Source organism: Hymenobacter sp. BT491 (assembly GCF_014349165.1).
Lineage (GTDB): Bacteria > Bacteroidota > Bacteroidia > Cytophagales > Hymenobacteraceae > Hymenobacter > Hymenobacter jejuensis.
In genome coordinates this window covers 1-18,700 of sequence record NZ_JACSJJ010000006.1, presented here as the reverse complement: position 1 = coordinate 18,700, position 18,700 = coordinate 1, and the positions used below count along the sequence as shown (strand labels likewise).

16 protein-coding genes are annotated in these 18,700 nt (G+C 64.0%); 14 read left to right on the top strand and 2 right to left on the bottom strand.

Annotation, left to right across the window (positions count from 1 at the left end; genetic code table 11):
- The first annotated feature begins 75 nt into the window (after nucleotides 1–75).
- From H9I52_RS20530 to H9I52_RS20470, 13 genes are all read left to right on the top strand, one after another.
- The gene (locus tag H9I52_RS20530; protein WP_187455408.1) at nucleotides 76–1,323 is read left to right on the top strand and encodes a TolC family protein; all 1,248 of its coding nucleotides are present in this window, start codon (nucleotides 76–78) and stop codon (nucleotides 1,321–1,323) included.
- Nucleotides 1,323–1,934 carry a hypothetical protein gene (locus H9I52_RS20525; protein WP_187455407.1) on the top strand — a complete coding sequence of 204 codons (612 nt, stop codon included), beginning with the start codon at nucleotides 1,323–1,325 and terminating at the stop codon, nucleotides 1,932–1,934. The genes H9I52_RS20530 and H9I52_RS20525 overlap by 1 nt, the downstream gene beginning before the upstream one ends.
- The gene (locus H9I52_RS20520) at nucleotides 1,918–3,060 is read left to right on the top strand and encodes an efflux RND transporter periplasmic adaptor subunit (protein ID WP_187455406.1); all 1,143 of its coding nucleotides are present in this window, start codon (nucleotides 1,918–1,920) and stop codon (nucleotides 3,058–3,060) included. The genes H9I52_RS20525 and H9I52_RS20520 overlap by 17 nt, the downstream gene beginning before the upstream one ends.
- Nucleotides 3,061–3,063: 3 nt before the next feature.
- A complete protein-coding gene (locus H9I52_RS20515; RefSeq protein ID WP_187455405.1) occupies nucleotides 3,064–6,285 on the top strand; it encodes an efflux RND transporter permease subunit in 3,222 nt (1,073 codons plus the stop codon).
- A gap of 8 nt (nucleotides 6,286–6,293) precedes the next feature.
- Nucleotides 6,294–6,887 (top strand): helix-turn-helix transcriptional regulator, encoded by a 594-nt coding sequence (locus H9I52_RS20510; protein ID WP_187455404.1) that lies wholly within the window; start codon nucleotides 6,294–6,296, stop codon nucleotides 6,885–6,887.
- 61 nt (nucleotides 6,888–6,948) lie between these two features.
- The gene (locus H9I52_RS20505) at nucleotides 6,949–7,974 is read left to right on the top strand and encodes a hypothetical protein (protein ID WP_187455403.1); all 1,026 of its coding nucleotides are present in this window, start codon (nucleotides 6,949–6,951) and stop codon (nucleotides 7,972–7,974) included.
- 63 nt (nucleotides 7,975–8,037) lie between these two features.
- Nucleotides 8,038–8,379, top strand: a complete 342-nt coding sequence (locus H9I52_RS20500; protein WP_187455402.1) for a four-helix bundle copper-binding protein — start codon at nucleotides 8,038–8,040, stop codon at nucleotides 8,377–8,379.
- 138 nt (nucleotides 8,380–8,517) lie between these two features.
- Nucleotides 8,518–8,727: a heavy-metal-associated domain-containing protein gene (locus H9I52_RS20495; protein WP_187455401.1), complete on the top strand. Its 210-nt coding sequence runs from the start codon at nucleotides 8,518–8,520 to the stop codon at nucleotides 8,725–8,727.
- Nucleotides 8,728–9,009: 282 nt separating this feature from the next.
- Nucleotides 9,010–9,366, top strand: coding sequence for a DUF6799 domain-containing protein (locus H9I52_RS20490; RefSeq protein WP_187455400.1), 357 nt, complete (start codon nucleotides 9,010–9,012; stop codon nucleotides 9,364–9,366).
- A gap of 149 nt (nucleotides 9,367–9,515) precedes the next feature.
- Nucleotides 9,516–11,573 carry a heavy metal translocating P-type ATPase gene (locus H9I52_RS20485; protein ID WP_222940593.1) on the top strand — a complete coding sequence of 686 codons (2,058 nt, stop codon included), beginning with the start codon at nucleotides 9,516–9,518 and terminating at the stop codon, nucleotides 11,571–11,573.
- 312 nt (nucleotides 11,574–11,885) lie between these two features.
- Nucleotides 11,886–12,974, top strand: a complete 1,089-nt coding sequence (locus H9I52_RS20480; RefSeq protein ID WP_187455398.1) for a DUF2231 domain-containing protein — start codon at nucleotides 11,886–11,888, stop codon at nucleotides 12,972–12,974.
- 4 nt (nucleotides 12,975–12,978) lie between these two features.
- Nucleotides 12,979–15,429, top strand: a complete 2,451-nt coding sequence (locus H9I52_RS20475) for a multicopper oxidase domain-containing protein (RefSeq protein WP_187455397.1) — start codon at nucleotides 12,979–12,981, stop codon at nucleotides 15,427–15,429.
- 29 nt (nucleotides 15,430–15,458) lie between these two features.
- Nucleotides 15,459–15,908, top strand: a complete 450-nt coding sequence (locus tag H9I52_RS20470) for a DUF305 domain-containing protein (protein WP_187455396.1) — start codon at nucleotides 15,459–15,461, stop codon at nucleotides 15,906–15,908.
- Nucleotides 15,909–15,926: 18 nt separating this feature from the next.
- Here the strand turns inward: H9I52_RS20470 and H9I52_RS20465 are convergent, their stop codons facing one another.
- Entirely contained in the window at nucleotides 15,927–16,853 is a 927-nt protein-coding gene (locus H9I52_RS20465) for a toxin-antitoxin system YwqK family antitoxin (RefSeq protein ID WP_187455395.1), read from the bottom strand.
- A 290-nt stretch (nucleotides 16,854–17,143) separates the two neighbouring features.
- On the opposite strand from H9I52_RS20465, the gene H9I52_RS20460 reads away from it, so the two are divergent.
- Nucleotides 17,144–17,737 carry a hypothetical protein gene (locus tag H9I52_RS20460; protein ID WP_187455394.1) on the top strand — a complete coding sequence of 198 codons (594 nt, stop codon included), beginning with the start codon at nucleotides 17,144–17,146 and terminating at the stop codon, nucleotides 17,735–17,737.
- Between the two features lie 92 nt (nucleotides 17,738–17,829).
- Here H9I52_RS20460 and H9I52_RS20455 read toward each other — a convergent pair.
- Nucleotides 17,830–18,700 (bottom strand): hypothetical protein (locus tag H9I52_RS20455; RefSeq protein ID WP_187455393.1); only part of this gene is annotated, 871 nt, incomplete at its 5' end.

The window sequence follows — 18,700 nt, the reverse complement described above, 5'->3', positions numbered from 1 at the left end:
CCGGGCCGCCCTTCGTGTACCGCTCCCCTCCGCTGGCTGCTGCCGGTGGAGGGGCCAGCGGCCAAACTACTGCTTATGAATACTCTTCCCATTCGTTACCGCCGGCCCGGGCTGGTGCTCTTGCTGCTACTGCTGGTGCTGCTGGCTGGTCCGGCGGGGGCGCAGCAGGTCGTGGTGCGCCTCGATAGTGCCGAGCAGCTGGCCCTGCGTCGGCACCCGCGCCTGCGCCAGTCGGCCGAGGAAATCGCGGAGCAGCGCGCATTAAAGCGCGGCAGCTTTTCGCCCACCAACCCGGACTTTCTGTTCTCCGCCCCCACGGGCGAACGCTGGGCCCCGGGCGTGGTGCAAACCATCGATTTCCCCACTGTGTACCGCCGGCAGGCGCAGGCCGCGCAGGCCGGCATCACCCTGGCCGAGCGGGGCCTGGACGTGAACCGGGCCACCGTGCGGCGCGACGTGCGCCAGGCCTACCTGAGCCTGCAGTTTGCCGAGGCGCAGGTGCGGCAGCTCACCTACCAGGACAGCCTGTTTCGGACGCTGCAAGTGGCCACCGACCGCCTCTTCAAGGCCGGCGAGGTAACCGCGCTGCAGCGCGTGAGCACCGAGGCCGAATCCCGACAGGTACGCAACCAGCTCGACCAGGCCCTGGTGGACCAGCGCTCGGCGCAGCGCCGCCTGGGTTTGCTGCTCGGGCAGCCGGAAGCCAACCTCACCGCCGACACCGACCTGCGCCAGACCGGCCCCGAGCTGGCCCGCGCCGGCGCGGAGCTGCTGGGCACGCTGCCCACCCAGGACAGCGCCGCCGTGGCATTGAGCCCCACGCTGGCTTACTACGGCCAGAACGTGGCGCTGAGCCAGTCGGGCATCAGCCTGGTGCGCGCCCGGCGCACCCCGGCCCTCACCCTGGGTTATCAGAATCAGGCCTACGGTGATTCGCCCTACCGCTACCGCTTCCAGTTCGGGGTGTCGGTGCCCATCTGGTTCTGGACCTACCGCTCGCAATTGCAGGCGGCCACGGCGCGCAGCAAGGCCGCGCAGGCCCAGCTGCAGGTGCAGCGCCTCGACCTGGGCACCCAGTACCAGCAGGCGGTGGCCGATACGCGCAAGTTCGCCGCCTCGCTGACCTACTACGAGCAGACCGGCCTGCCCCAGTCGCGGGCCATCATCAGCCAGTCGCAGCGCCTGTTCAAGGCCGGCGAAATCAGCTATCTGGTGCTGATTCAGAGCCTGAACCAGGCCTTTACCATTCAGAATACCTACCTGACCACCATCCGCGACTACCGTCAGGCCATCGTTGCACTTAACTACCTGCGGGGACAATAATGAAGAATCTCTTCCTGCTTTTGCTGGCCCTGCTGCTGGCCACCGGGGCCCGCGCCCACGGCGGCGAAGACCATGGCGACGCAGCCAAGCCCTCGGCCGGGGCGGTGGCCACCACCTTCTCGGTGGCCGCGCTGTCCGAAAGCTTCGAGCTGCTGTTGCGCTTCGAGCCCCTGAAAAAGGGCGCAGACGCCGACATGCGGCTGTTCGTGTCGGACTACGCCACCAACGCGCCCATCAAGGGGGCCAAGCTGACGGTAACCTGCCCGGAAGCAGCCGACCTGAAATTCACGGTCAGCGAAAAGTCGCCGGGGGCCTACCTGGTCGAGGGCACGTTCCCGGCCGATAAGAAATACAGCCTGGCCGTGAACATCGTGGCCGGCGACAAGGCGGATTTGATGCTGCTCTCCGGCATCGAGGTCGGCAAGCTGCTGCCCGTGGCGGCGGCCCCGGCTCCGGCGGCGGCTCCGCTCATTGGCTCCTGGAAAACCGTGCTGCTGCTCTTCGGGGCCTTCGCGCTGGGCATTGCCGCCACCGCCCTGGTTATGCGCCGCCGTCGCCCGGTGGCGGCCGTCCCCACCTCAACGCCCGCAGTTTATGAAAACCACGCATAAATTCCTCGCCGCCACGGCCTCCCTCGGCCTGGCCTTTTCCGTGCTGCTGCCGCCGCCCGCTGCCTTGCTGGCGCACCCCGGGCACGACGAAGCAGCCAAACCCAGCTCCGGGCCGGCCCTGACCGATGCCGTGGCGTTGCCCAAGGAAAGCCAGTTCCTGTTCGGGGTGCGCACAGCCCTGGCCGGCTACTCCGACACCTACAACCGGCTGACGCTCTACGGCACCGTGGCCTCGGCCGCTGGGGGCGAAGGGCGGGTGGTGGTGCCCCAGACCGGGCGCATCGTGAGCCTCTCGGCCAAAGTGGGCCAGCCGGTACGCGCCGGGCAGGTGCTGGCTGTCATCGACCAGACCCTGGACGCCACCCAGCAAATCGGCCTCAGCACCGAGCGGGCCAACGCCCAGGCCGAACTGCGCGCCGCCCAGCAGGACTACGCCCGCCTGCAGACCATCGCCGACATCGCCGCCCGCAAGGACGTGGTGGCCGCCGAGCTGCGCCTGCGCCAGGCCCGCCAGAACGCGGGCATTCTCAACGGGCAGGCCAGCAACCGCCGCGTCACGATTACCTCGCCCATCAGCGGCACCGTGGACGTGTTCACCCTGGCCGTGGGCCAGCAGGTGACGCAGGGCGATGAGCTGTTCCGGGTGCTCAACCCCGGCAAGCTGCGGGTGGAAGCGCAGGTGTTTGCGCAGGATTTGGATAAGATTCCCACCGGGGCCCAGTTCCAGGTGGAAGGCCTGCAGGGGCAGGCCGGCAGCGCCCCGGCCCGGCTGGTGGTGTTCAGCAACGTGGTGAACCCGGTGAACCAGGCCCGCCAGCTGATTCTGGAGCTGGATAATAGTGGCGCCAACCTGTTCCGTGCCGGCCAGGCCGTGAACGTGCAGGTGCTGGGCCGCAGCGGCAGCGGCAAAAAGCAGCTTGTGGTGCCCACCTCGGCGCTTACTGACCTCAATGGCAAGCCGGTGGTCTTCGTGCACACCGACCCGGAAACCTTCAAAATCCGCTACGTGCAGCCCGGCGCGGCCAACGGGGCGCAGACCGTGCTGCTGGCCGGCGACGTGAACGAAAACGACCGGGTGGTGAGCGTGGGCACCTACCAGCTCAAATCCATCTACCTCAACCAATAGCGGATGCTCGATAAAATCATTCGTTTTGCCATGCAAAACCGCCTGCTCATGCTGGCCCTGGCCGCAGGCCTGCTCATCGCCGGCACCTACACGGCGCACCAGCTGCCCGTGGACGTGCTGCCCGACCTGGACCGCCCCCGCGTGACCGTATTCCTCGAAGCGGCCGGCATGGCCCCCGAAGAAGTGGAAGCCCTCGTGACGCTGCCCGTGGAAACGGCCCTGAACGGGGCTACCGGCGTGGCGGCCGTGCGCTCCAACTCGGCCATTGGGCTGGGCATGGTGTTCGTGGAGTTCGACTACGGCACCGACATTTTCACGGCCCGCCAGATTGTGGCCGAGAAGCTGCAAACCGTGAGCGGGCAGCTGCCCACCGGCATTACGCCGGTGCTGGGGCCCATTTCCTCGGTCATGGGCCAGATTATGCTGGTAGGCCTCTCGGGGGGCAACCAGACCAACGCGGCCGACCTGCGCACGCTGGCCAACTACACCGTGCGCCAGCGCCTGCTCAGCATTCCCGGCGTGGCCCAGGTCATTCCCATCGGCGGCGACAACCTGCAGTACCAGGTGCTGCTGGACATGCCCCGCCTAAATGCCACGGGCCTGACCGTGACGCAGGTCGAAGAAGCCCTGCGCCGCTCCAACCTCAACACCACCGGCAACTTCTTCGACCGCAACGGCTCGGAAGTACTGATTCGCAACCTGGGCCGGCTGCGCTCGGTGGCCGACATCGAGAACATCATCGTGGGCTACCGGCAGGGCTCGCCCATCAGCGTGAAGCAGGTGGCCAATGTAGCCTTCGGGGCCCGCTTCAAGCGCGGCGACGGCAGCGTAAACGGCAAGCCGGCCGTCATTCTGAGCATCGAAAAGCAGCCCGGCACCGCCACCGTGGGCCTGACCCAGGCCGTAGAACAGGCGCTGGTCGAGCTGAAGCCCTCGCTGCCGAAGGACGTGCAAGTGAACACGCGCCTGTTCAAGCAGGCCGACTTTATCGAGTCGTCGATTACCAACGTCGAGGAGGCCCTGCGCGACGGGGCCATTCTGGTGGTCATCGTCCTGTTTGCCTTTTTGCTGAACGTGCGCACCACCTTCATTTCGCTGGTGGCCATTCCCTTGTCGCTGCTGGTCACGGCGCTGGTGTTCCGCGTGGCCGGCATCAGCATCAACACCATGACCCTGGGCGGGCTGGCCATCGCCATCGGCGAGCTGGTGGATGACGCCATCGTGGACGTGGAAAACGTGTTCCGCCGACTACGCGAAAACCAGCACCTGCCCCAGCCCAAACCGGCCCTGCGGGTGATTTACGCGGCTTCTTCCGAGGTGCGCAACTCCATCGTGTACGCCACCATTATTGTGGTGCTGGTGTTCCTGCCGCTGTTTGCGCTCGAAGGGATGGAGGGGCGCATTTTCGCCCCGCTGGGCATTGCCTACATCACCAGCATCGTGGCCTCGCTATTCGTGTCGCTCACCATCACGCCGGTGCTCTGCTACTACCTGCTGCCCAAGATGAAGCAGATTCGCGGGGCCGAGCAGGAGGGGGGCCTGGTGCGCTGGCTCAAGCGCAAGGATACCGGCCTGCTGAACTGGGGCCTGTCCCACCCAAAAATGGTGCTCACGGTGACCGGGCTGCTGTTTGCGCTGGCCGCCTCCCTGGTGCCCTTCTTCGGCACCGAGTTCCTGCCGCCCTTCAACGAGGGCTCACTCACGGTCAACTTCTCGGCCCCGGCCGGCACCTCGCTCACCGAGTCCAACAAGCTGGGCACCTTGGGGGAGGAGCAGATTCTGCAGCTGCCCGAAGTGGCCTACACCGCCCGCCGCACCGGCCGCGCCGAGCTGGACGAGCACGCCGAGTCGGTCAACAACTCGGAAATCGAAGTCGCCTTCAAAACGCCCGAAGAGCTGAAACAAGCGGGAAAAACTATGCGCAGCCGGGAGGAAATCCTGGCCGACCTGCGCCAGCGCCTGGGCCTGATTACGGGCGTGAACGTCAACATCGGCCAGCCCATCAGCCACCGCCTCGACCACCTGCTGAGCGGGGTGCGGGCGCAGGTCGCCATCAAGGTTTTCGGCAACGACCTGCTGGAGCTGCGCCGCTACGCCAACGAAATCCGCACCGCCGCCGGCGCGGTGCCCGGCGTGGTGGACCTGCAGGTAGAAAAGCAGGTGCAGATTCCGCAGCTGCTGGTGCGCCCCCGCGAAGCCGCCCTGCGGGCCTACGGCCTGGAGCGCGGCCAGGTGGTGGCCACGCTCGAAACCCTGTTCCAGGGCGACGTGGTGTCGCAGATGCTCGACGGACAAAAGCGCTTCGACCTCATCGTAAAGCTGCCCGAAGCCCAGCGCAACGACATCGCCACCATCGCCCAGACCCGCATCGAAACGCCCGCCGGGGCGTTGATTCCGGTGAGCCAGGTGGCCGACGTGAGCTACGAGCCCGGCCCCAACACCGTGAACCACGAAAACACCCAGCGCCGCATCACCGTCTCGATGAACGTGGCCGGGCGCGACCTGGGCTCCACCGTCAAAGAGGTGCAGGCCCGCATCAACCAGCAGGTGAAGCTGCCGGCAGGCTACTACCTGACCTACGGCGGGCAGTTCGAGAGCCAGCAGTCGGCCTCGCAGAAGATTCTTTGGCTAAGCTTGTTCTCGCTGGCCGGCATCTTCCTGGTGCTGTTCTCCCACTTCAAGTCGGGACTGATGGTGGGGCAGATTATGCTCAACATCCCGCTGGCCCTCATCGGCTCGGTGGTGGCCGTGCTGCTCACGGGCGGCACCTTCAGCATTGCCTCGCTGGTGGGCTTCATCACGCTCACCGGCATTGCCTCGCGCAACGGCATCATGATGATTTCGCACTACATCCACCTCGTGGAGCACGAAGGGGAGCAGTTCAGCAAGGAGATGATTATCCGGGGCTCGCTCGAACGCCTGGTGCCGGTGCTCATGACGGCCCTGGTGGCCGCGCTGGCCCTGGTGCCACTCACGCTGGCCAAGGACGCGCCGGGCAAGGAAATCCTCTACCCGGTGGCTACCGTCATCCTCGGCGGCCTGCTCAGCTCCACCTTCCTCGACATCGTGGTGACGCCGGTCGTGTTCTGGCTTTTCGGCGAAAAGGCCCTGGCCCAGTACCAGCGCGGCCACCACGAGGTTAGCCTCGATGCCCACCCGCAAGAGCTGGACGCCCAGCCCCTGACGCCGCCTGCCGACCTGAACCCGGTGCAACCCACCGCCTAAGCCCACTTATGTCCCTCGCGCCACCCTTCCTGTCCGACGATGCCGGCTGTGTGCTCTACATCAAGCACATGGTCTGCGCGCGCGGTATCCGGGTGGTGCGGCGGGAGCTGGAAGGCCTGGGGCTGCGGGTGCTCGACGTGCGGCTGGGCGCGGCCACGGTGGCGAACCCGGCCGGGCAGCTGGATTGGGCGCGCATTCGGGCAGCCCTGACCACGGCCGGCTTTGCGCTGCTGGAAAGCCCCACGCAGGCGCTGGCGGACCGGGTGAAGCTGGCCGTGGCCGGGCTGCTGCGGCGGCCCGTCACGCTGCGGCACCGCGAATTCATTCCCGCCCTGGCCCGGGAGATGGGCCTGGACAGCCGCCGCCTGCACGCGGCCTTCACCCAGCTGCCCGGTCACGAAAGCCTCATCAGCTACATCACCAGTCAGCGGCTGGCCTACGCCCAAGAGCTGCTGGCGACATCCCGGCTCGACATCGGGCGCATTGCCCGGCAGCTGGGCTACGGCAGCCTGGCGCACTTTTCCGGCCAGTTCCGGCGATTCGCGCAGTGCTCGCCCTCGGCCTACCGGCAGCAGCTGGAAATAAGTGTGATTAAGGAATAGGGGCTGGCTGGGCTGGGGCAGAGCATACTACCTTGCCAGCGATAAGCATCCACGAAGCACGATGGCTAAAATAACCGCCGCTCACCTGGCAACCGAAGCTTTTACCCAACTAGAGGCAAATAAGCCAGTAGCAGATGTTAGAGCCGACCTGGCTATTGGCGACAGCACCATGTGGAGCAAGGTAAGCGCACTGGTTTATGAGAAAGCCAAAGCGGCGGCCCGAAAGGAGCGTGACCAGGATGCCCGGCGGCCCCACGTTTCTACCACGTCTAACGCGGAGATAACGGACTTACTGGCCTTGAATGAGCAGCTGGCCAACTATGCCCTGTTGACTCCAGCTACCATGACGACGGCCGATTTTAGGAGAATCGGGCAGCTCGCCGCTGAGTTACCGGCTTCCGAAGCCGCTATTCTGGCCTACCTGGACAGTATCATCACATCCCCCAAGATATGCGCCATCCTGAAGCAGGGGTTTGAATATTCCCCCGCTTTTCAATCATTTACCCCGCTGGTGGAGGCGGCTATCATCGCGTACTACCAGGAAAATTATGTTAGCGCCTTCCTCACGTTGGTCCCCGTGGTGGAGGGTCTGATTCTGCGCTGGAGTGGGTTTGACGGCACCGGTCCCGAGCCCAAGCCGGAATTTGAAACCATCCGCAAGTTTGTGGGCAACTCCTGCCTGCGCCAGCCAAGCCCCGGCAACGTGCTTTTTCACGACGTGTACGTGAAAGCCAGTCAGGCTATCTTAACCAAGCACTTGTACCTGAATTCGGAGACTGGTTCGGCCTACGCAAATTTCAGTCGGCATCTGGCGGCTCATTTGCTCAGCAACGAAGCTTTCGCGACCCAACCCAACTGCGTCAGGCTGTTTATCCTGCTCGATGCCCTACTCAAAGTCTACATCTATGAAACCAAGCCCGCCAAAGACCCGCGGTTCCATGTGGACGAATCGATGCTGCAACGGGATGTGCTACGCTACCAATTTATCATTGCACAGCAGCGCACGTTGAGCAAAGTGCTTGCGCAATTCTTCCCGGCAGCGCCAAATGATGCAAGCCACGAGGCAATTGATGTAAAACCAGGCTGAGCACGGCGGGTATAAGCAGAAGTAATTCCGGCGTAACGCCGTTCACTTTTAATTCTCTTACCTATGCACGCTCAGAACCAATCCCTCCTCGACGCCCTCAACGCCTGCATCGCCGCCTGCGAGCACTGCGCCACCGCCTGCCTGCAGGAAGAAGACGTCAAAATGATGGCCCGCTGTATTAGCCTCGACCGCGACTGCGCCGATGTCTGCGCCCTGACGGCCCGCCTGATTGCCCGTGGCTCGGAGCATGGCCCGCACCTGCTGCGCGAGTGCGCCGAAGTGTGCAAGGCCTGCGGCGATGAGTGCGAAAAGCACGGTGCCCACATGCAGCATTGCAAGGAGTGCGCCGAGGCATGCCGCCGCTGTGAGGAGGCCTGCCGCGCTGGCATGAGCGTAGCCGCCTAAATCTGGTGTTCCTGGCCGAGTGACGGGAAATCATGCAAGTCCCCTGCGCAATTCTATACCCCTGGCGTGCCACTCTGGCCGCAGCTTTGCGTGTTGTATTGGCACGGACCCGGTGCGGGTTCCTTAACTCAACTCGTCATGAAAACCCTGCAATTCAAAACCAACATCAACTGCGGTGGCTGCATCAAAGCCGTCACGCCCGCCCTCAACCAGCAAGCTGGTGCCGGCAACTGGCAGGTCGACACGACCAACCCCGATAAGATTCTGACCGTCAGTTCCGACCAGCTCACTTCGGAACAAGTCGTGCAGGCCGTGGAAAATGCCGGCTTTAAAATTCAAGCGGCCTAATCCTTCGCTAAACCAAAAACGCCCGGCTGAGCCGGGCGTTTTTGGTTTAATGGGGTTCCACCTGCTGAATTCCATCGATTTCGCAACAAGTACCGCCGGGTCGGCTAACATGACAAAGCTCATGCATTAGCCCCGCGCTTGTCATGGCACCCCATCCAGCCCCGGCGGACCTTTGACACGGCTGGTTCCGCGCCTGCACCTTGCGCTACTCCTGGTGAACGAGTAGCTCGTGGTCCGGCCAGTTACGCACCCGTTCTCCCATAACAACCATTTCCCCCTCCCATGAAAAAGCTCCCCTATCTGCTGGCCACCCTCCTGATTGCCGGCCTGACCAGTGTTTCCTTCGCCCAGACGGCCCCGAAGACCGCTCACGCGCATTCCGCCACCAAGTCGTCGCACCAGGACTGTTGTATGATGAAGGACGGCAAGATGACGATGATGAAAGGCGGCAAGATGATGCCGATGACCGCCGACATGACTATGGCCGATGGCACCGTGTGCATGACCGACGGCACTTGCAAAATGAAGGATGGCACCACCATGAAAATGAAGGACGGCCAGTGCATGATGATGAGCGGCAAGATGAAAATGCCCGCCGGCTCGAAAGGCCACCACAAAATGGACGGCATGAAAATGTAGTCGGCCGGTCCGGTTTCGGTGGTCGCGGCTAACCGCCGCGAGCGTTGAAACTACTCCTTTGACTAGCGGACTCGCGGCTGGCCGCGAGTCCGCTTTTTTTTACACTTCGCCTAGCTCCCCACCGGATGATTCACTCCCACGACCCCGCCATGGCCCAACGCCCCCTGTCCGCGCCCGCGCCCGCTACCGCAGGCAACGGACCGCAGCCGATGGACCACAGCCAGATGGACCACGGAAAAATGGACCACAGTCCGACGGGCGGCCACGACCACGGGGCCATGATTGCCGACTTCCTGCGCCGGTTCTGGGTGTGTCTGGCGCTGTCGGTGCCCGTGGTGGCCGGGTCGATGATGTTCCAGAACCTGGTCGGCCACCAATTTACTTTTCCCTACAGCACCCCGCTGCTGCTGGGGCTGGCCACGGCCATTTACCTGTATGGTGGCTGGCCGTTTCTCAGCGGCACGGTAAGGGAGCTGCGCAGCCGGCAGCCCGGCATGATGACCCTGGTGGCCGTGGCCATCAGCGTGGCCTACGGCTACAGCGTGGCCGTGACCCTGGGCTGGCTGCGGGGCATGGACCTGTTTCTGGAGCTGGCCACCCTGATTGACATCATGCTGCTGGGCCACTACCTGGAGATGAAGTCGGTGGCCGGGGCCTCGCACGCCCTGGAGCTACTGGTGCAGCTGCTGCCCGCCGACGCCCACAGAAAGGAGGGCGATACTATTCGGGACGTGAAAGTCACGGCCCTCGCCGTTGGCGACGTGGTGCTGGTGCGGCCCGGCGAGCGGATTCCCACCGATGGCGAAGTGACGGACGGCAGCAGCGCCGTGAACGAGAGCATGCTCACGGGCGAAAGCGTGCCGGTGCAAAAGGCGACGGGCGGCAAGGTCATCGCCGGGGCCGTCAACGGCGAGGGCGCGCTCAGCATCCGGGTCACGCACCAGGGCGCGGACAGCTACCTGAGCAAGGTGGTGAAGATGGTGGGCGAGGCCCAGAACACCAAGTCGCAAACCCAGACCCTGGCCGACCGCGCCGCCGGCTGGCTCACGGCCGTGTCGCTGGCGGGCGGCCTCGGCACGCTGGCTGCCTGGCTGTGGCTGGGCAAGGGCGCGGCCTTCGCCATCGAGCGCATGGTGACGGTGATGGTGACGGCCTGCCCCCACGCGCTGGGCGTGGCCATTCCGCTGGTGGTGGCCATTTCCACGGCTATTTCGGCCCGTAAAGGGTTGTTGATTCGCAACCGCACGGCCTTCGAGGAAGCCCGCAAAATCACGGCCATGGTGTTCGATAAAACCGGCACCCTCACCGAAGGGGCGTTCGGCGTGACCCGCGTGAAAGTGCTGGCTACCGGCCTCGACGAGGCCGCCCTGCTGGGCATGACCGCTGCGTTGGAGCAGCAGTCGCAGCACCCCATCGCCCAGGGCATCGTGCGCGAAGCCCATAAGCGGGGGCTGGCCCTGCCCTCCGTTCAGGACTTTCAATCCCTGACGGGCAAGGGCGTGGCCGCTACGGTAACCGGCCGGCCAGTCGTGGTGGCCAGCCCTGGCTACCTCCAGGAAAAGAACATCGCCCTGCCCGCCGATGCCGTTAGCAACGGGACCGAAACGGTGGTATTTGTGCTGCTGGATGGGCAGCTGGCGGGCTACGTAGCCCTGGCTGACCGCATCCGCACCGATTCCAAAGAGGCCGTCCAGCGCTTGCAGGCCCAGGGCATTAAAGTATACATGGCGACCGGCGACAATCAGCAGGTGGCCGATGCCGTGGCAAAAGAGCTGGGCCTCGACGGAGTGTACGCCCAGGTTTTGCCCGACCAGAAAGTTAAAATCGTGCAGGACCTGCAGGCGCAGGGCCAGTTCGTGGCCATGACCGGCGACGGCGTGAACGACGCCCCGGCCCTGGCCCAGGCCAACGTGGGCATCGCCGTGGGCTCGGGCACCGACATTGCGGCCGAAACTGCCGACATCATCCTGGTCAACAGCAAGCCTACCGACATCACCAACCTGGTGGAGTTCGGCAAGGCCACCTACGGCAAGATGATGCAGAACCTGTTCTGGGCCACGGGCTACAACGTCATCGCCCTGCCGCTGGCGGCCGGGATACTGTACCCGCACTTCGTGCTGAGCCCGGCCATTGGGGCGGTGCTCATGAGCGCGAGCACCGTCATCGTGGCGCTGAACGCGCAGCTGCTGCGCCGGTCCCTGAAGTAGGTAGGCACAACTACTAAGCAGCCGGACCGGTCGGCCAGCGGGCGGGCGCTGGCCGACTGAAAACCGCTGAAATTATGCAACTCTCCACCCCAATCGCTGCAAACATTAGGAGACGGGGTCCACGTAAAGGGATGAGGGCTGGCTGACGCTAAGGTCCGGCAGGGGAAGGGGTTTGGGTGGCCATGGCCGCGTTTGGGGTGGGCAGCCGGCTCTTCCGGCTATCAATCCTAATCGCTATGCCATCGCCGGCCCCCTGCTACCGCTAGGGAGAATTCTCCCAAATTCCTGCCTGCCTTGCTTTCGATGCCGCCTATGTTTTCAGATTTCCCCAACCTGCACCCCCTGGTGGTGCATTTTCCCATCGTCCTCATTCTGCTGGCCGCTGCTTTTCAGGCGGTGCTGGTATTTAAAGACTGGCCAACGGTGCGCTGGGTTACCCTAGTGGTGATGGCCGGCGGCTTTGCCGGCGCGCTGGCGGCAAGCACCGTGTTTCACGCCGAGCCCATGGGCCTGGGACCCCGGGCGGCGGCCGTGTTCTCGGCCCACGAAAAGTACGCGAGCTATACACTGTGGCTGTCCGGCATCACGCTGCTGCTGCGCGGCGTCGGCGATTTCTTTAAAATCCAGCGCCGGGCCTACGAAATCCTGGTGCTCGCCTTTGCCCTGGCGGCGGCCGGCGTGCTGTCGGTGGCCGGCCACCGGGGCGCGCAGCTGGTCTACGTTGAAGGGGTAGGGCCGCAGGGGCACCTGCTCGATAAAAACCACGGCCATAGCCACGGTCACGAGGAGGCCGGTGCGGCTCACTCGGAAATGGAAGCCGACCACCACGCCGAACCAGCTGGTACTGGCAGCCCGCAATCCCCCGCGGCCGATATGTCGGGCATGGATATGGGCACTCCAGCCACTGCGCCCAAAGCTCCGGCTAAGGCTTCGGCGGGTGAGATGGGCACCATGGAAATGACTGGCTCGAAGCCCGCCCGCCCGGCTGCCAAAGCAGGGGCCATGGCCGACATGCCCGGCATGAAGGCTCCCGCCGCCAAATCCTCGCAACAGATGCCGCAGGGCATGGACATGAGCCGGCCGGCCCGCCCGAATCAGCCGAAAGAAATGTCCGGCATGGCCAATATGCCGGGAATGAAGCGCCCGGCAGCGGGGGCAAAAAAGCCTGGCAAGGCCCCATCAGGAATGGCGGGAATGGCGGATATGCCCGGCATGAAGTCCGCGCCCGCTGCGCAGCCCGCGCCGGCCCCGGGCAACATGGCCGATATGCCCGGCATGGAAAAAGGCCATGCGATGCCGGCGACGGGCTCAATGCCTGGCATGACGATGCCCAACCCCCTGGACAAGTTCCGCTTCAAGGACAACAACCCGGCCCGGAACCACCCCACGCCCAAGCAATAGCGCTATGAGAGTTCTGATTTTACTTACCCTGCTGCTTGCTACCCTCGGGGCCGGGGCGCAGTCGATGCCTGGCATGGCCATGCCGAAAGAAAAGGAGCCCTACCTCACCCAATCGGCCCCGCCGGATAAGCAGCAGCTGGGCACCGTCGCTATGCCCCGCGCCGGCTACGTGGGCAAGCGGGTTGAGTACGACCTGTACGTGGAAGACCGGATGGTCAACTTCACCGGCAAAATGCGCCACGCCATCGGCATCAACGGCCAGATTCCGGCCCCCACGCTGCGCTTCAACGAGGGGGACACCGCCGTTATCCGGGTGCACAACCAGATGCAGATGGAAACCTCCGTGCACTGGCACGGGCTGCTGGTACCCAATAAATATGACGGCGTGCCCTACCTGAATACGGACCCCATCAAGCCCGGCACGGTGCACACCTACACGTTTCCGCTGCGCCAGAGCGGCACCTACTGGTACCACTCGCACACCATGGTGCAGGAGCAGTCGGGCCTGTACGGCTCCATCGTGGTGCAGCCCAAGGAAATTCAGTATCAGCTGAAAGAGTACGTGCTGGTGCTCTCCGACTGGACCGACCACCGGCCCACGGAAGTGCTGCGCTACCTCAAGCGGGCCGGCGAATGGTTTGCCGTGCAGAAAGGCGCAACCCAGAGCTACGGCGAGGCCCTGGCCGCCGGCTATTTCAAGGATAAGCTCAAGCAGGAGTGGCAGCGGATGCCGGCCATGGACGTGGCCGACGTGTTCTACAACAAGTTTCTGATGAACGGGCAGGAACTGAACTACTTTAAGGATGCCCGGCCCGGCGAGGTGGTGCGCCTGCGCGTCATCAACGGCGGCGCCTCAACCTACTTCAAGCTGCAGTATGCCGGTGGACCCATGCAAGTTATCGCGGCCGATGGCATCAACGTGGAGCCCTTCCCGACCAGCAAGCTGGAAATTGCCACCGCCGAAACCTACGACCTGCTCATCACCGTGCCCCCGATGGGCGCGGCCGAGCTGCGGGCCACCTCCTCCGACGTGTCGGGCTACACCTCCGGCTACTTCGGGCAGGGCGAGCCGATGCGCACCCCCGACCTGCCCAAGCTCAACTACTTCCAGATGACGCGGGAGATGAACAGCATGGGCAACATGAGCGGCATGAAAATGGGCGGAGCGGGCCAAATGGACGCAAAAAAAGCATCGGGCCAGGCTGGCAACAGCATGAAAGGCATGAACATGAGCGGCGGCCAGGCCGCGAAAGCGCCCACGGCGAAAGGCGAAGCCCCCATGGCGGGCATGGACATGCAGCAGGGCACCGCACCGGCTACCTCCACGGCCCCGCCCCGCAACCGCCCGATGAACCAACAGGAAAAGGGCGGCATGGGCATGGGCAGCCTGCAGGATTCGGGCAGCATGGGTGGCATGGATATGGGCGGCATGGCCATGGGGGGCATGAGCGGCGACTTCAACTACAACCAGCTGCGCGCCCTGCACCCCACCACCCTGGACTCGACGAAGCAGTGGCGCGAAATCCACCTCACCCTGACCGGCAACATGCTGCGCTACGTCTGGTCGTTCGACAACAAAACCCTGTCCGAGTCCGACAACATTCCCATCCGCAAGGGCGAAAACGTGCGCATGGTCTTCCAGAACATGACCATGATGCGCCACCCGCTGCACCTGCACGGGCACTTTTTCCGCCTCGTGAATGCCCAGGGCGCGTACTCGCCCATGAAGCACACCTTCGATATTCAGTCGATGGGCAAGGTCACCATCGAGTTCGACGCCAACGAGGACCAGGACTGGTTTTTTCACTGCCACACCCTCTACCACATGATGTCGGGCATGGCCCGCGTCATCAGCTACGAGGGCAGCCCCCAAAACGAGTACGCCCGCACGGGCTACCGCCACCTCAAGCGCGAAGACAACAAGCTCTACCCCTGGGCCGATTTGGCGGTGCATTCGCAGGGCAGCTTTCTGGAAGCCAACCTCTCCAACAACAAAAACGCCCTCGAATTTGAGGGCCGGCTAAATTACCAGGGCAACTACGAAACCGAAACCCACCTGCTGCGCTACCTCGACAAGCGGCAGTTCCTGGCCGCTTTCGTGGGCTACGACCTGCGCGACAACAAAACCCTGCGCTCCGCCTCCGACACCGAGGGCGGCAACCGCCGCACGGCGGAGAACAACCGCAACTTCCGCCGGCAGGCCGAAGTCGGCGTGTACTACCTGCTGCCCCTGCTCGTGCGCGCCGAGCTGCGCACCGACCTCACCGGCCAGCTGCGGGCACAGCTGGAGCGCCGCGACATCCCTTTAAGCAGCAACGTCTTCATGGACATCCGGGGCAATACCGACCGGGAGTTTACCCTCGGCTTCCGCTACATGGTGAGCAAGTACGCCTCGCTCAGCACCAACTACGACAACCAATACGGCTGGGGCGCGGGCCTCACCTTCCACTACTAACCCATTTTTCCCTCACTTTCCTCCGCGTTATGAACAAGGGCAGCTACTCCAAATTCTTCCTGATGCTCGCCGCATCGTTCGTCGTGATGCACCTCATCACCTACCTGAACACCTACGAGTGGGACCACATCTACCCCAGCATCAACCGCTTCTACATGACCACGCTCATGGTGTCGGCCATGGGCCTGCTCATGCTGGGCTTCATGGCCCACATGTACCCCGACAAGGGCAAAAACCGCCTGATAGCCCTGGGCTGTGTGGTCGTGTTTGGGGGGGCGCTGGCCATGCTGCGCAGCCAGACGCTGGTCAATGACACGCGCTTCATGGAATCGATGATTCCGCACCACTCCATCGCCATCCTGGTCAGCGAGCGGGCCACCCTCAAAGACCCCGAAGTGCGCACGCTGGCCGATAGCATCATCAGCGCCCAGAAGCGCGAGATTGGCCAGATGAAGCGCATGCTGCACCGGCTGCAGTAGGCCTTGCCGGCCCGCGAGCTATTTACACGCCTGCACCAGAGCGCTCACGCTCAGCGTGGCCGTGGCATCGGTGGTGTAGTTGTCATTGTTCACGCACACGAAAAGCTGACGTGTGCCGGGCGGCAGGCTAATGGGCCGGGTTTCCTGGGGCGTATTCGACGCGGCCCGCAGGCAGGCCTGCGCGTTCGCAATAGTGCCTTTCGTCGCCATAAACTGGTCGGCCGCGGCCGGGTCGGCGGTGATGTACCAGTGGCATTTGGTACTGACCGTGGGCGGGGCGTTGTTGCCCTGCTTGGTCAGGGCCGAAGCGGCAGCGCCCAGCAGGGCCGGGGCCGCCGTGCCGCCGGAGCCTACCACCGCGGCCATGGCCAACGCCGTGGACCAGGACACCGGTGGCTGTCCTTCGTCGCGCACATCGAGTTTGTAAACGATGCCCACCGTGCCGTCCGGAATATCCACCGCAAATACCTTGCGGCTGGAGTGCATGCAGTTGCTGCAATGAATCGAGGCGTTGCTCAACGGCAGCGCCTCTACCAGGCGGGAGGCACACTTGATTTCGCGGCCGTCGGGCCGCCAGCTGCGGAAGTCCGCCTGCTGCACCCCGTTGACATAAGTACCCCGGAAACTGACTTGGCCGTTTTCGTGCCAGCCGCAGCAGATACCGGTGGGCTTGTCGGGCTTTTCGCTGGCCATCTTGCCTTCCCACTGCTTTTTCCAGGAAGGATAAAAGTAATCGCGCACGGTGCCCACCGCTTTGCCGCGTGCGTCGTGGTGGGCAATGCGGGCGTAGGAAACTTCCTCCAGGGTTTCGGTGCGCTCCCAGTCCCGGTCGAAATACACGGTATCGGCTGGGGGAAGGCTCACGGCCGCCGGCTTGGGTCGCTGGGCCAGCGCGGGCAGGCAAAACAGAAATAACAAGGCATGGAGAGCGTAGCGTTTTATCATCGTGTGAAAACGGGTAGAACTAAGCGGATTGCGGTCGGTAAATATAGCAGCCTGTTTGCTTGGCTTTGAAGCACTGACAGCATTTCGCGGTAAGGTCAGGCCGAGTGGAAAAGGGGTGTTGGTAAACTGGCGTGGTGCTCACAGGGTGAACATGACCAAGGTCAAGCGGAAGGGTGGCAGTAATCATGGTGTGGAGACTGCTCCACGGCGACCTTCACTTGGTCTTTCAGTCCTGCCCATTGCTTTTCCGGGAATGAATGAGCTAAGGCCGCTTTTCTTTATTGCTGACCATGCGCACTACCTTTCTTGTACTCGTGAGCCTTTTGGCTTTGGCAGCCAATTCCACTGCGCAAACGGCACCGCTGGGCGGCGGACTCTATAAAACCGCCGAGGACTTTCGCCGTCACCGCCTTACGCTGGCCGTGAACTGCCAGACCGAAACCCACAAGCTGCGCCTGCACGAATTCAGCGGCAAGCCTTACGTGACGGTCGTGCACGCAGGCAAGCCGTATCAGGTAGCCAAAGACAGCCTGTTCGGATTCCGCGACTGCGACGGGCACGAATACCGGTTCGCGGCGGGTAACGAGCACTACCCCATCCTGAATCCCGGCGAGGAGCTGCTGCTCTATAAGGTGGAAAGACCAACCGTGGGGAAGAACCCCGGCTCCGTGCGGCTGTACTTCAGCCCGACGGCCGCCGCGCCCATTCAGCCCCTGACCCTGCTGGCCGTCAAGCAGGCTTTCCCCGACAACCACCGCTTCCATGATTTGCTCGATGCCCAGCTCCCGCCGGGCACTGACCTGACCGCCTACGACCAGATGCACCGCATGACCAAGCTCAACTGGCTGCTGCGCCAAAGCCGGTCGGAAACTGCGGCGCACTAAGCTGGCGGGCACCGCGTCGGCGCTACGCATAGGCTTTCAGCCCTCAAGCCAAGCCATTATCAGGCGGTCAATTCGTTGCTAGCCCACGACCATTACCGCTCCAACTGCTGCGGAGCTGGCCGACCTTCCTGACTGTGGCGGGCAGCCTCCTGCCGCTCGGCCCGGTCGCTGCCGTGCTCAAGCACGTGGTTGCCGCTCTGCCGGGCCACGGCGTCGAGCGCCTGGCTCACCTGGGCAAGCTCAGGCTGGTCGGTGCGGTAAGAGACCTTCATCTCCGAGTGCCGGATGCCTGCGGCGTCAACTGCACTATGTAGTTCGCCGGCTTTCGCGCCGCTGGCAGTAAGGGCCGCTTGCACCGCTTCGGCCTGGCCCCGCTCGCCGCGTGCTACGGCCGGCTCGTCTACTTTGATAACTACCAGCTTCTCGCTGCCAGCGGCCGCGGGGCGGGCGGCCTCCTTTTCAGCTGCCGGGGCGTCGATACCGGGTTTGGCAGCCACATCCAGGCTCCGGTCCCGGTTGTGGGGCTGAATGGCCGCGGCTGCTGCGGCCTGCTGCCGGGCGGCCCGGTCCGCCTCGGACTCGACTACGTTCACGCCGGCATACTTTTCATGGCCGGCCTCCGCGCGGGCCGTGGTGTTGGTCACGATGGCGTGAATGATGGCAATATCCGGCTGGTCGTTGCGGTAGGTCATATCAAACTCTGCCCGCCGGATGCCCTGCTCATCCACGGTGCTGCGGACCGCACTCGTTTGCATGGAGTAGCCGGAATTATCCAGAATTGCTTTCCAGGCCTCCGCGCGCCCGCTGGTGTCGGGCTGCAGTTCATCCACCTTCCACGTCACGGTTTTCTCCCCGGTGACTGCTGCCGTGGGCGAGTTGACGCCCACGGCGGCCTCGGCGTGGCGGGCGCGGGCACGCAGCTCTTCCCGCTCGGCTTCATCGACTTTCAGGCCCGCCGGCGGG